The sequence below is a fragment of the Pseudomonas gingeri genome (genome assembly GCF_013385425.1).
In the GTDB taxonomy this organism is placed as follows: domain Bacteria; phylum Pseudomonadota; class Gammaproteobacteria; order Pseudomonadales; family Pseudomonadaceae; genus Aquipseudomonas; species Aquipseudomonas gingeri_D.
Window position 1 is genome coordinate 60322 of sequence record NZ_JACAQA010000004.1, and the last position, 13516, is coordinate 73837.

Here is a 13516-nt window from a genome sequence, read left to right on the forward strand (position 1 = left end):
TGGGTTTTGAACACCTGCATCGGCATACGGAGAGCTGATCGATCCATCTCAGGTCAACCCGAAGGGGGAGGAAGTAGTGCCTTTGGAGGGCGGAACAGGCAAGATGAAGGTCTGCAACATCAGAAGACAGGATGCTCTCCGTGACCGAAGCTTTTATTGTCGTGCAATCCCCCGAAGAAGCCGTGGACCGTCTGGCCGAACTCCACGAGCGTGCCACCAGCGCCCTGAGCCAGGCCCTCAAGCGTTACCTCAAGGACCGCGTCGAACCCGACGCCGAACAGCGTGCCGTATTCCGCTACCCCGAATTGCGCCTGACCTACACCTACCAGGGTGAAGTCCCCGCCACCACCCGGGCCTACGCCAAGGTCCAGTTGCCGGGCACCTACAGTGTTACCGTCACCCACCCGGCGGCGTTCCGCAAATACCTGCTGGAACAACTGGTGCCGCTGATGCGCGACTTCACCGTCACGGTGGAAGTGGGCGTCAGCGAACAGAATATTCCTTACCCCTATGTGGTCGAGCAGGGCGATGAACTGGCCGGCTCCGGCGTCACCGCCTCGGCCCTGGCGCGGGTGTTCCCGAGCACCGACCTGTCGGCCGCCACCGATGACATCGCCGATGGCCTGCACGACTGGGAAAATACCTCGCCCTTGCCCCTGGCCCTGTTCGACGCCGCCCGGGTGGACTTCTCCCTGCGCCGCCTGGTGCATTACACCGGCAGCGACTGGCGCCATGTGCAGCCGTGGATCCTGCTGACCAACTACCACCGCTATGTCGACCAGTTCATCCTCCATGGCCTGCAACAGCTGCGTGATGATCCGCGTTTCGTGCGCATGGTGTTGCCGGGCAACGTGATCATCGACCAGAGCATGGAGTACGGCGAGGCCCAGGCCGTGGCCGCCGGGGTGGTCTGGCACCGCTACCAGATGCCGGCCTACCACCTGCAGGCCGCCGATGGCCATGGCGTGACCCTGGTGAATATCGGCGTCGGCCCCTCCAACGCGAAGAACATCACCGACCACCTGGCGGTGCTGCGTCCGCACTGCTGGCTGATGATCGGTCACTGCGGCGGCCTGCGCCAATCCCAGACCATTGGCGACTATGTGCTGGCCCACGCTTATATGCGCCGCGATGGGATTCTCGACCGGGTAGTGCCGCCGAATATCCCGATCCCGGCCCTGGCTGAAGTGCAGATGGCTTTGCAACAGGCGGCGGCGAACGTCACCGGCGAACGTGGCGACGATTTGAAGAAGCGTCTGCGCACCGGCACCGTACTGACCTACGACGACCGTAACTGGGAGCTGCGCTGGGCCCAGGAGCGGCCGTTGATCAACCTGTCCCGAGCCGTGGCCGTGGACATGGAAAGCGGCACCATCGCCGCCCAGGGTTATCGTCTGCGGGTACCGTATGGCACCTTGCTTTGTGTGTCGGACAAGCCGCTGCACAGTGAGATCAAGCTGCCAGGTTCGGCGAACGCCTTCTATGAGCGGGCGGTCAGCCAGCATTTGAAGATCGGTATTGCGGCGGTGGACCTGCTGCGCACAGAGCTGCATTCGCTGCACTCGCGCAAGCTGCGCAGCTTTGATGAGCCGCCGTTTCGTTAAGGGCGCTGATTTTTGGCGGTCTTGAGGGCCTATTCGCGGGCAAGCTCCGCTCCCACAGTTCGATGTCGATCACGAGTTTTGTGTACGACACGAAACTCATGTGGGAGCGGAGCTTGCCCGCGAAGCTTTTGGCGGCCTTGAGAGTGTCATCGCCAGCAAGTCCATGGATGCGCTTGTGGAAATAATAGCCGGCACGCCCTAGCATGGCGGCTCCTGATCCTCAGATATCCTCTTTGCCATGTCTCGTCCACCCCGTCCCGTCGTGCGCCATTCGGCCGCGAAAACGCCTGTCGCGCCGCGTCGGGTCGCCAAGGCCCCGCCGGCCGAACCCAAGCTGATCCTGTTCAACAAACCCTTCGATGTGTTGACGCAGTTCAGCGATGGCGAAGGGCGCGCGACCCTCAAGGATTTTATCGCCGTGGGGGGCGTCTATCCCGCCGGCCGGCTCGACCGCGACAGCGAGGGCCTGCTGTTGCTGACCAACGACGGTCAGCTCCAGGCACGCATTGCCGACCCCAGGCACAAACTGGCGAAAACCTATTGGGTACAGGTCGAGGGTGTGCCGAGCGCCGAGCAGATCGAGCAGTTGCAAAAGGGCGTGGAATTGAACGACGGCATGACCTTGCCGGCCCAGGCGCGGCAGATCGACGAGCCCACTCTCTGGCCGCGCAACCCGCCGGTGCGGTTTCGTCAGAGCATTCCCACGGCTTGGTTGGAGTTGATCATTCGCGAGGGGCGTAATCGTCAGGTTCGACGCATGACGGCGGCGGTGGGCTTGCCGACCTTGCGCCTGGTACGGGTGCGTATCGGCGACTGGACCCTGGACGGCCTGGATCAAGGCCAGTGGCGAGAAGTGCCGGCGCGTCTGTAGCTTGTGGCGGCGTTAAAGCGAGCCTGACTCGATCAGCCCGATCACCACGCTCTTGATCACAAACGCGACGATGCCCAGGCCCAGTACGAAAAACAGGATAAAGGTGCCGAAGCGCCCGGCCTTGGATTTCTTCGCCAGGTCCCAGACGATAAAGCCCATGAAAATGACCAGGATGCTGACCAGGCCGGTCATCATCCATTCTTCGAAAACGGCAGGATCCATCAGACCTCTCCAGTACGAGCGGGGTGGAAAACCGTCCGATTATACGCCATGGGCGAGAACTGATCTGATCTCGGGCAATAAAGCGGTACGGCCATCAACTGCGCAAATGGGTCAACGGCAGTTCCGTGCTGTTGAGCACCTGGTTCAGCACAAAGCTGGAGCGTACGCTGGTCACCCCCTCGATACGCGTCAGGTGCCCCAGCAGCAGTTTCTGGTAGTGGTCCATGTCCGGCACCACCACTTTCAGCTGATAGTCGGCGTCCATCCCCGTCACCAGGCTGCACTCCAGCACCTGGGGCAGGGTGCGGATCGCCGCCTCGAAGTTTTCGAAGCGCTCCGGCGTATGCCGGTCCATGCCGATCAGCACATAGGCGGTCAGGCTCAGGCCGAGCATCTTGCGATCGAGCAAGGCCACCTGGCGGGAAATATAACCGTCGTCCTCCAATTGCTTGACCCGCCGCGAACAGGGCGAGGGCGACAGGCCGATACGCTCGGCCAGTTCCTGGTTGGAGATGCGGGCATCACGCTGCAATTCCGCCAGAATGCTCAGGTCGTATCGGTCGAGTTTGCTCATCGTCAGGGCCTTTCCAAGAACTATTGCGGTAAATTATCTATCTTAAGTTAAAAATTGCGCAAGAGATGTTTATTTGAGCAATGTTCGCAATCCTCTGCCGTCGCCCCGGGCCTATGCTTATTACCAGAATCACTGCCCGGACAAGTGTCCTGTCTCGCAAGCCTGTTCACATTCGAGACAGACACCCCAGTCCACTGCGGCCCGCCGAATCAGGCCAGCCGCGGCCGACAATCCCACAGGGTTGCGCCGGCCACCGGGCTACACGCTGTCCAGAAGACGGTGTGAGGTGAGCCGGCGTCAAAAGCGCCGAGCACGGACGAAGTTCTCAAGGGGAGGCCGACGGGTCTCCCTTTTTTAATGGGCGAAAAATAAGTTGCGCGACTGGTAGAGTGTCACAGAACCGGAATCCGCTTTCCCAGTCTTATGGTTAAGCCCTGAACCGCAGTGAGGAATGGAATGAAATCGCGCATCTGGCGTCTGGCAGGTGTTGGCTTGCTCTGTATGAGTGTTGGTGCGCAAGCACTGGCTGAAAACCAGGGTGATGAAAATCAGAAACATGAGGGTGAACATCGCCCTGAAGGGCGCCCGGGAGGTAACGAGGCGCATCCGCAAAACAATCAACCGCGTCCCCAGGCCCCGGCCCCACGGCCAGCCGCGCCGGAAGTCCGTCCCCCGGCTCCCGCTCCGCGGCCACCGGCTCCTGCTCCTGCGCCTCAGGTTCGCCCGGAGAACAATCAGCATTTCGAGCGGCATGACCAGAACCCTGGCGGCCAATGGCAAGGCCGGCCGCCGCAGAACGAGCCCAATCAGGCACCGCGTCCGGTACAGCAGAACAACCTGCCGATCCAGCCTCATCCCGACAGCGTACGCCAGACCCAGGAACCGGTGCGTGGCAACTATTCCGATATCCCCCGGCGCAACGGCAACGCCCCGAACTGGCAGGGTGGCAACAATAACAACCGTCCCGGCGGTAATTTCGAGCATCACGACGATCGTCGCTGGCCGGGTCGTCCCGACGGTCATGGCAATGGCTGGGGCCCGGGCCCGCAATATCGCCCCGGCTATGTGGTCGATCGCTTTCCGGATCGCAACTGGCGGGTGCCTTACCGTGGCCAGGACTATTTCTTCTCCGGTGGCTACTGGTATCGCCCGCAGGGCGCACGTTACATAGTCGTCGCTCCGCCACGTGGGATTCGCACCACCTACCTGCCTGACTATGCGCGGGAAGTCTGGATCGGTGGCTCGCTGTTTTTCCTCGCGGCCGGTGCCTATTACCTCTACCAGGAAGATACCCAGGACTACGTGGTGGTCGATCCACCGGCCGCCGCGCCACAGGTTGCGCCCGAGCCGCAAGGCAACGGCTACGATGTGGTGGCTTATCCGGCCAACGGCCAGAGCCCGCAGCAGGTCCAGCAGGATGGCGAGGATTGCTATCGCTGGGCGGTGCAGCAAAGCGGCTTCGACCCGGCCAACGTGACCTACGCGCCGGCACCGGCGGTGGTCCAGGCTTACCGCCAGGCCCAGGGTAACTGCCTGAGCAGTCGCGGCTATCAGGTCAACTACTGACGGATCAGTGGCGCGGCGTTACCACTTCCCGCGGGTCGGCGTGCACCAGCACCTCGGCCTGCGGGTAGGCGGCCTGGATGGCATCGGCGGCCTGGTCACTCAGGTCGTGGGCCACCGATAGCGTCAATTCTCCCGGCAACTCCAGGTGCAACTGCACAAACCAGCGGTTGCCGGAGATCCGTGTCCGCAGATCGTGGGCGCCCAGCACCCCGGGCACACTGCACGCCAGTTCCAGCATGTGCTGGCTGATATCCGGCGACAGCTCCTCATCCATTAGCACGGCGAAGCTTTCCCGGCCGATCTGGATCGCGCTCCAGAGGATATAGACCGAGATCCCCAGGCCGAACCAGGCGTCCACCTGCGGCCAGCCGAAGCCGGCGAGCACCAGCGCCAGCAGGATACTGGCGTTGAGCAGCATGTCCGAGCGGTAGTGCAGGGAGTCGGCGCGCACGGCGGTGGAGCCGGTCTCGCGGACCACCTTGTGCTGCAACAACAGCAACCCGGCGGTCAGGATCAGCGACAACACGATCACCCCGATGCCTATCCACGGGGCACCGATGGGTTCCGGGTTTTTCAGGCGCTCGAAGGCCTGGATCGCAATCAGCACCGCACTCACCGCAATGAACAGCGCCTGGGCCATGCCCGAGAGGGATTCGGCCTTGCCGTGCCCGTAGCGGTGATCGTTATCCGCCGGGCGCAGCGCGTAGTGCACCGCCAGCAGATTGAGAAACGAGGTGACGCCGTCGAGCAGCGAGTCGGTCAGCCCGGCGAGCATGCTCACCGAACCGCTCAGCCACCAGGCGGCGGCCTTGGTCAGGATCAGGATGCTCGCCACCCCGACCGAGGCCCGGGTAGCCAGACGTAACAGGCGGGCGTGTTCCGGGCTGCTGGTCATGAAGGCCGCGATCCTTTTTCAGTGTCCCCGGGCTCAGGCCGCGGGGCGCAGGTTGTACATCGCCAGTTGTTGCAGATTGCCTTTTTGCTGGATCAGGCGCGGGTCGTTCAACGGCAGGGTCTGGTGCAGTTCGGTCTTGAGAATCGCCTGCAGCTTGAGGTTGTCGACGTGGCCATCGGCGGTGATGGCTTCCTGGAGTTTTTCCGGGGCGATCTGTGCGGTCTTGCCGTGGGGCAGATAAATGGCGCCCGTGGCGAAGTCGATGCCGAACGCGATCAGGCCGGGGATAACGAAGAACAGGATGCCGATGGCGTCGAGACCGGCGATCAGCGGGTCGATCCGGCCTTCGATCTGGCCACGTCGGTCCGGGTAGAAAATCGAGCCGCAAGCGCTCAGTTGGGTCAGCAGGGTAGCAACCAGAACGGTGCCGATAACACGGGAAACAATACGCATGGATATCTCCTGAAGGAAACGTGAAGCCGCTGGGGGCGCGTCTGGATCAGTTGTTAAGACCGCGATTAAGACCGGGCAGTTCGCCGTTATACCCGGCTCTTTGTCCGGGAGCCACCCTGAATGCGTTGCTGATTGATGAAGTCTTGCCGGCTTTGTACCCGGCGCCGGGCCAGGCGCGTGATGAGCTGACAACCGCTTGCAAAGCCTTTGGCTTTGGAGGCCCGCGGGGTTCACCGTATAATTCACGGTCAGCCTGGGAGCCACCATGAATTCGTTGCCGATTGATGAAGTATTGCCGGCTTTGCGCCAGGCGTTGAACGAACGCCATGAGGCAGTGCTGGAAGCGCCGCCCGGTGCCGGTAAGACCACCCGGGTGCCGCTGGCGTTGCTGAACGAGCCGTGGCTGGCCGGGCAAACCATCCTGATGCTTGAGCCGCGGCGTCTCGCGGCCCGCGCGGCGGCCGAGCGACTGGCCAGTGAGCTGGGGGAAAAGGTTGGTGAAACCGTCGGCTATCGCATTCGCCTGGAAAGCCGGGTCGGCCCCAAGACGCGTATCGAAGTGGTCACCGAAGGTATTCTTGCCCGTCGTTTGAATGACGATCCGGCCCTTGAGGGGGTCGGGCTGGTGATCTTCGACGAATTCCACGAACGCAGCCTGGATGCCGACCTGGCCCTGGCCCTGAGCCTCAACGGGCGGCAGATGTTTCGTGACGAGCAGCCGCTGAAGATCCTGCTGATGTCCGCCACGCTTGAAGGCGAACGCCTGGCCGGTTTGCTGGACGACGCGCCGGTGGTACGCAGCGAAGGGCGGATGTTCCCGGTGACCTTGCGCTGGGGTCGGGCCTTTCAACCCGGAGAATTTATCGAGCCGCGAGTGGTGCAAACCGTGCACGAGGCGCTGGACGCCGAGCACGGCAGCCTGCTGGTATTTTTGCCGGGTCAGGCGGAGATTCGCCGGGTGCACCAGCAACTGGAGGAAAGCCTGGGCGGGCGGGCCGATGTGCTGCTGTGCCCGCTGCATGGCGAGTTGGACCTCGCGGCCCAGCGCGCCGCCATCGAGCCGGCAACCGCCGGCAAGCGCAAGGTGGTGCTGGCGACCAACATTGCGGAAACCAGCTTGACCATCAATGGCGTGCGGGTGGTGATCGATGCCGGTCTGGCGCGGGTGCCGCGTTTCGATCCCGGCAGCGGCATGACCCGTCTCGACACCCAGCGCATTTCCCGGGCCAGCGCCACCCAGCGCGCGGGCCGTGCCGGGCGTCTGGAGCCGGGGGTGTGTTATCGGTTGTGGTCCGAAGCCCAGCATGAGCAACTGGCGGCCTATGGCAGCGCGGAAATCCTTCAGGCGGACCTGGCCGGGTTGGCCTTGCAGCTGGCGCGCTGGGGCGTGGCGCCCGGCGAGCTGGTCTGGATGGACGCGCCGCCTGCTGCCGCTTATGCCCAGGCCCAGGATCTGTTGCAGCGGCTTGGGGCGTTGGCCGGTAAGGCCGGCGCCGAGTACGCATTGACGAATCACGGCCAGGCCATGGCCGAGTTGCCGGCCCATCCGCGTATCGCCCATTTGCTGTTGCGCGGGCAGGCGCTGGGGCTGGCGGCCATGGCCTGCGATGTCGCGGCACTCCTGGGCGAGCGGGATATCCAGCGTGGTGGCGGGGCTGACCTGCACACGCGATTGGCCTTGCTGGCGGGTGAAGAGCGGGTAACCCGTGGTGCTCAGGGGGGCGTGCAGCGTGCGCGGCAACTGGCGCGGCAGTATCGCGGCTACTTGCGCGGTTCGGCGAACGAACCGGTGGCTGATCCGGATCATCCGCGCTGGCTCGGGACGCTGTTGGCCCTGGCCTATCCGGATCGGGTGGCGCAGCAGCGCCGCGACGGTGGCGCGGAATACCGGCTGGCCAACGGCCGGGCGGCCTTGTTCAGCGAAACCGACAGCCTGATGAAACAGCCTTGGTTGGTGGTGGCCGATCTGGGCAGTCGCCAGGGCCAGCGTGAAGAACGTATCTACCTGGCGGCGGAGTTCGATCCGGGCCTGTTCGACAGCGTGCTGGCCGAGCAGGTGAGCACGGTCGACCAACTGGACTGGGATGAGCGCGAAGGTGTGCTGCGTGCCGAGCGCCAGCGCAAGGTCGGTGAGTTGATCCTCAGTCGCGAGCCCCTGACCGGGCTGGACGAGGCAGCGCGTAGCCAGGCGCTGGTCAACCTGGTGCGGCGCAAGGGCCTGGAACTGTTGCCCTGGACCCCGGAGCTGCGCCAATGGCAGGCGCGGGTGGCCTTGTTACGCCAGCTGGACCTGGACGGGAAGGGCGAGAGCGAATGGCCGGATGTCGGCGACAAGACCTTGCTGGCGACCCTGGAACAGTGGCTCAAGCCCTATCTGGGGCGGGTGTCGCGGCTCAGCCATTTCGCCAACCTGGAACTGTCCGGGATTCTTCACAGCCTGTTGCCCTGGCCGTTGCCACAACGCCTGGAGGAACTGGCACCGCATCATCTGAGTGTGCCTTCGGGTTCGTCGATCCGTTTGGACTACAGTGAGCAGCCACCGATTCTGGCGGTGCGTCTGCAGGAGTTGTTCGGCCTGGCCGAGACTCCGCGGATTGCCGGTGGCCGCCAAGTGGTGAAACTGCACCTGCTGTCGCCGGCCCGGCGCCCGGTACAGGTCACCCAGGATCTGGCGAACTTCTGGCGCAGCACCTACGCCGAAGTGAAGAAGGACCTCAAGGGGCGTTATCCGAAGCACTACTGGCCGGATGATCCCTTGGTAGCCGAGGCGACGGCACGGATCAAACCACGCAAGTAAGAGCCCGCCCAAACCTGTAGGAGCCGACGTGCTGGCGATGCGATTTTTCAGGCGACAGAGATTTCGCCCTTCAGACCGCTATCGCCGGCACGCCGGCTCCTACAGGGGCCGTGTTGGCCGCAGTAGCGCGCTCGGGGCTGGATGGCGACTACTGCGCCGCCGGCAACAGAAAACGCGCCAGCACCGGCAAGTGATCGGAAATCGTCAAGGTATCGTCCTGCCGCACCTGGGCCTCGACCCGCTTGAGCTTGGAGCTGTAGAAAAAGTAATCCAGGGTTCGATCCGGCCCACTGACGTCGGGGTCGTTCGGGTAAAACGTCAGCCACCGCTCACGGTCGATGCCGCTGGCTTCGTTGTTGCTCGGGATCATCGGGTACTTGTCCCATAACAGATGCAGTTCACTGTCCGCCGAGTAACCGCCGCGCAACCGTGGTGGCAGGCGCAGATACTGCCCCAGCGGCAGCAGGTTGAAATCACCGCCGATCAGCCACGGCGTGCCCTGGCTCTCGAACTTGTCGAGCAATTGCAGGGTTGCCGCTGCTTGCCTGAGTTGGGTGTCGTTCTGGGCAAAGGCCCCCAGTTGCGTATTGACCACCGCCAGCTGTCCGCCGTCGCTCAGCGGCAGGTAGTTCACCAGCAGCGCCGGCCGGGGCTCGAACTGGCGCTTGAGCAGATTGCCCGGTGCCAGGGGCAGTTGCTGGCGTTCGGCGTGTTCGACCTGATAGCGACTCAAGGTCGCCAGCTTGCGCCCGACACTGCCGAAAATATGCAGGTTCGGGACAAAGTCGGCTTTCCAGTCGAACGCCTGGGAACTGCAGGGATACAGGTCCGCGAGCCGTTCCTGAAGCAACTTCAACTGATCCTGGTAGTCGCTGGCCTTGGCATTCTCGTCGACTTCCTGCAACAGCACGATGTCCGGCTGCTCGTCGCGGATCACCCGGGTCACCTCGTCCAGGCTGAAAGCCATGTCTTCCGGGGTTGGACGATCGTCCGGGCCGCTGCCGTCGGGCAGGTCGTACCAGAACACATAACGTTTGCCCGCCAGGTACTGGAGGTTCCAGGTCATCACCTTGAGGGCCTGGCCGGGAACCAGCACCGGCGCCTCGGCGGTACAGCGCACGGGCAGGGTCTCGCGCTCTTCCGGGCGCCAGGTCAGGCTATAGACCAGCAGGGCGGCCAGGCCCGCGACAATCAGCAGGCCTGCCACCAGGTAACGTAATAGACGGGTCATGGGCCTCGGTTCAGTCTTTGGCGGAATTTTCACCGATCAGCATGTAGATTCGGAACAAGACGACGCAGCTGAACAGTTGCAGGAAACTGTGGGCGCTGTCGATGATCAGCATCAACACCGGGTTCTGCGGTGCCGGGTAGACACTCAGGCTCAACCCCTTGAGCAGCCAGAGTGGACCCATTACACACAAGATGCAGGTGAAGGTTAGCCAGAAGTGGCCACGGCTCAAGGCGAAGCTCTCCTTCATCGCCCGCAACGGCTCGCGCCCGCGCAGCACCAGCAGGTATTCGGAGAAGGCCAGGATCACGGTCAGCCAGATACCGGGAATGAAATACAGCGACAGGCCCAGCACGATGGCAATGGTATTGACCGCCGAGAGCAGCGCAAAGCGCGGCCACAGGCGCAGGGACATGGCCAGCAGATCGCGATTGGCTGGCGCTTCGCCACGGCTGCGGGCATCGAGAAACAGGATCAGCGCTGCCGTGTAGAGCGGATAGACCAGCAGTCCGGCCACCAAGCCATAGGCCGGTGAAGCATCCGGGCCCACAGCGTTGTCCAACACCTGCTGGAGCAAGGTTTCGAAGATCACCAGCGGCAGGCAGAGCAGGGCAATCTGGCGCAGGTTGCGCTGGAAAAAATACAGGGAATCGCGGATTACATTGAACGGGTTCATCGGTTGTCTATCGCGCAGGCTGAGGCAGAGCCCCACTTTAACCGATGGCGCGGGCCGACACTCAAATGTAAACGTTAGGTAAGGACTATTGAAACTTCCAGTAACAACCCCATAACTGAGGGACGCCTGACCCGGTTGGGTCGAGGCGATCGATTTCTACCCGGCAATCTAATGAGGTCGCCATGAACAGCGAAGAGCAAACCCTGATCGATGGACTGTTTTCACGGTTGCAGCAAGCCGGAATGGACTCAGCCCCGCGTGACGCCCTGGCCGAGGCGCGGATCAAGGAACACCTGACTCGCCAACCGGCTGCACCGTACTACATGACCCAGTCGATCCTGGTGCAAGAGCACGCGATCAAGAGCCTCGACGAACAGAACAAGCAACTGCAGGCGCAGTTGCAGCAGCTTCAGGACGAATTGCAGCAGGCCCGCGCCCAGAGCGCCGCGCCGGCGTCGAGCAGCGGTGGTTTCCTGTCGAGCATTTTCGGTGGCAGCCGCGATCCGGCTCCAGCGCCTGCACCGAGCAATTCCGGTGGCGGCTGGCGTGAGCCGGGGCGTCCTGGGTTCAATGCTCCGCCACCGCAGCAGAACTACAACACCCAGCCCAACTATCAGCAGCCTGCCTACGCCCAGCCCGCGCCACAGCAGGCGGCCCCGGCGGCGCCCGTGGGTAGCGGCTTCCTTGGTGGCGCGCTGAAAACCGCGGCCGGCGTGGCCGGTGGCGTGATGCTGGCGGAAGGCATCAGCAGCCTGTTCCATCACAACCAGCAGCAACCGCAGATCATCGAAGAAATCATCGAGCCGAGCCCGATGAGCAACAACGGTGGTGGCGGTGGTTGGGGCGATGATCAGCGTATGGCCAACAACGATTCCTGGGGCAGCAATAACAACCAGGGTGGTTTTGCCGACGCCGATTTCGATGACGACAGTTCCTCCTTTTCTGGTGACGACGACTCCTTCGTCTGACCCTCTGTTTGGGTGAACACAGCCCTGTAGGAGCAGGGCTTGCCCGCGAAGAGGCCCTTGAGGCCGCCAAAAGCTTCGCTGGCAAGCCATGCTCCTACAGGTTTTTGCGTGATTCGCCAAATCTGCGTTCGCCGCCTCAAGCCCATCAGAGGCCTGAAGCGCTGACACTTACCCCGCCGATTATTCGCTGAACCTTCCCCCGGGCTGGCATACTGCGCACCTAATCGCTTCCGAGCGCTCGTCATCACCCGCCAGTGCGCTTTTGCGCCATGAGGATTCGCGGTGAAGAAAATCGCTGTGTTCGCCGATGTGCAGAACCTCTACTACACCGTTCGCCAGGCCTATGGTTGTCACTTCAACTATGCCGCTCTGTGGGCTGATATCAGCCAGCGGGGAGAGATCGTCGAGGCCTACGCCTACGCCATCGATCGCGGCGACAGCAAGCAGCAGCAGTTCCAGCAGATCCTGCGCAACCTGGGTTTTACGGTGAAACTCAAACCCTATATCCAGCGCAGCGACGGCTCGGCCAAGGGCGACTGGGACGTGGGCATCACCATCGATATCATGGACGTGGCGCCCCATGTCGACGAAGTGGTGCTGGCTTCCGGCGACGGCGATTTCGACCTGTTGCTCACACGCATCATCGACAAGCACGGCGTTGAAGCCGTGGCCTATGGCGTGCCGGGGCTGACGGCCAACTCGTTGATCCGTGCCGCGAGCCGCTACGTGCCCATTGAAGGCGCGTTGTTGTTGAAAAACTGAAACCGATTTTGCAAAGGGCTGGGCTTTTGGAACGTATTGCGGTCATCGACTTTGAAACCACGGGCATTACACCGAACGCGGGGTGCCGGGCTACGGAAATCGCCGTGGTCATCCTGGAACAAGGGCGCATCGTCGACCGTTACCAGAGCCTGATGAATGCCGGCGTGAGAGTGCCGGCCTTTATCGAACAGTTGACCGGCATCAGCAACGCCATGTTGCGCACCGCACCGTCGGCGGAGCGGGTGATGAACGAGGTCAACGAGTTTGTCGGTACGACTCCGTTACTGGCGCACAACGCCGCGTTCGACCAGAAGTTCTGGGATTACGAACTGGGTCGGATCAAGCGCACTCGGTTGCAGAACTTTGCCTGTTCGTTGCTGTTGGCACGACGTCTGATGCCGGCGGCGCCGAATCACAAGCTGGGTACGCTGACTGCGTTTGCCCGCTTGCCGCACACGGGGCAGGCGCACCGGGCCATGGCCGATGCCGAGATGGCGGCGAACCTGCTGGCGCATATGGCCGGCGAGTTGCGCGACAAACATGGGGTACAGGCGTTGTCCCATGATTGGTTGTGCAAATTGCAGAAGGTGCCGGCGGCGAAGATCGGTGAGCATTTGAAGCGCTATCGGGGCGTCTGAAGACGCTGCTGTGATATTGCAATTTGTCGTGTGGTTTTTAGGAAATGTCGTACTGCGGGTGGCGATCTGTGCTGTCTTTTCCGAGCGGTGCAGTGGCGTTAGCCTTTGTCCTGTCATCGCCAAATCGGTGACAGGGCGTAGGAACCCTTGCAATTGACTCTTTCGATACTGAACAGCCACCATACTCGCTGGTTTTGTCGCCAGTGTTCCCCTCATGGTGGCCGTGCGCGGGCACGTTGATTCGTGGCCGAGTGTCCGAGAG

General features: G+C 62.6%; 13 protein-coding genes. 7 read left to right on the forward strand and 6 right to left on the reverse strand.

Annotated elements, in window-relative coordinates:
- Positions 1–131: 131 nt before the first annotated feature.
- Together amn and HX830_RS05865 are read left to right on the forward strand one after the other, a co-directional pair.
- Positions 132–1604 (forward strand): AMP nucleosidase, encoded by a 1473-nt coding sequence (gene amn, locus HX830_RS05860; protein ID WP_152741749.1) that lies wholly within the window; start codon positions 132–134, stop codon positions 1602–1604.
- A 238-nt stretch (positions 1605–1842) separates the two neighbouring features.
- On the forward strand, positions 1843–2475 hold the full coding sequence (locus tag HX830_RS05865) for a pseudouridine synthase (RefSeq protein ID WP_256350414.1): 633 nt from the start codon (positions 1843–1845) through the stop codon (positions 2473–2475).
- Positions 2476–2487: 12 nt separating this feature from the next.
- Here HX830_RS05865 and HX830_RS05870 read toward each other — a convergent pair whose 3' ends face one another.
- A complete protein-coding gene (locus tag HX830_RS05870; RefSeq protein ID WP_100941503.1) occupies positions 2488–2697 on the reverse strand; it encodes a DUF2788 domain-containing protein in 210 nt (69 codons plus the stop codon).
- A 94-nt stretch (positions 2698–2791) separates the two neighbouring features.
- Complete coding sequence (locus HX830_RS05875; protein ID WP_007937367.1) at positions 2792–3271, reverse strand: Lrp/AsnC family transcriptional regulator; 480 nt, start codon at positions 3269–3271, stop codon at positions 2792–2794.
- Positions 3272–3727: 456 nt separating this feature from the next.
- Between HX830_RS05875 and HX830_RS05880 the strand changes: the two genes are divergently transcribed.
- The gene (locus HX830_RS05880; RefSeq protein WP_177099282.1) at positions 3728–4837 is read left to right on the forward strand and encodes a DUF6515 family protein; all 1110 of its coding nucleotides are present in this window, start codon (positions 3728–3730) and stop codon (positions 4835–4837) included.
- A gap of 4 nt (positions 4838–4841) precedes the next feature.
- On the opposite strand, the gene HX830_RS05885 is transcribed toward HX830_RS05880, so the two are convergent.
- Together HX830_RS05885 and HX830_RS05890 are read right to left on the reverse strand one after the other, a co-directional pair.
- Positions 4842–5732, reverse strand: coding sequence for a cation diffusion facilitator family transporter (locus tag HX830_RS05885; RefSeq protein WP_177099283.1), 891 nt, complete (start codon positions 5730–5732; stop codon positions 4842–4844).
- A 33-nt stretch (positions 5733–5765) separates the two neighbouring features.
- Positions 5766–6185: a polyribonucleotide nucleotidyltransferase gene (locus HX830_RS05890; protein ID WP_103495838.1), complete on the reverse strand. Its 420-nt coding sequence runs from the start codon at positions 6183–6185 to the stop codon at positions 5766–5768.
- Positions 6186–6450: 265 nt separating this feature from the next.
- On the opposite strand from HX830_RS05890, the gene hrpB reads away from it, so the two are divergent.
- Positions 6451–8982, forward strand: coding sequence for an ATP-dependent helicase HrpB (gene hrpB / locus HX830_RS05895; RefSeq protein WP_177099284.1), 2532 nt, complete (start codon positions 6451–6453; stop codon positions 8980–8982).
- Between the two features lie 148 nt (positions 8983–9130).
- On the opposite strand, the gene HX830_RS05900 is transcribed toward hrpB, so the two are convergent.
- On the reverse strand, positions 9131–10213 hold the full coding sequence (locus HX830_RS05900; RefSeq protein ID WP_177099285.1) for an endonuclease/exonuclease/phosphatase family protein: 1083 nt from the start codon (positions 10211–10213) through the stop codon (positions 9131–9133).
- A gap of 10 nt (positions 10214–10223) precedes the next feature.
- Positions 10224–10886: a YciC family protein gene (locus HX830_RS05905; RefSeq protein WP_103495843.1), complete on the reverse strand. Its 663-nt coding sequence runs from the start codon at positions 10884–10886 to the stop codon at positions 10224–10226.
- Positions 10887–11068: 182 nt separating this feature from the next.
- Between HX830_RS05905 and HX830_RS05910 the strand changes: the two genes are divergently transcribed.
- The 3 genes from HX830_RS05910 (at position 11069) to HX830_RS05920 (ending at position 13254) form a co-directional block, all read left to right on the forward strand.
- Positions 11069–11854 (forward strand): DUF2076 domain-containing protein, encoded by a 786-nt coding sequence (locus HX830_RS05910; protein ID WP_177099286.1) that lies wholly within the window; start codon positions 11069–11071, stop codon positions 11852–11854.
- Positions 11855–12136: 282 nt separating this feature from the next.
- A complete protein-coding gene (locus HX830_RS05915) occupies positions 12137–12616 on the forward strand; it encodes an NYN domain-containing protein (protein ID WP_100941494.1) in 480 nt (159 codons plus the stop codon).
- Between the two features lie 26 nt (positions 12617–12642).
- The gene (locus tag HX830_RS05920; RefSeq protein ID WP_177099287.1) at positions 12643–13254 is read left to right on the forward strand and encodes a 3'-5' exonuclease; all 612 of its coding nucleotides are present in this window, start codon (positions 12643–12645) and stop codon (positions 13252–13254) included.
- The last annotated feature ends 262 nt before the right edge of the window (positions 13255–13516 follow it).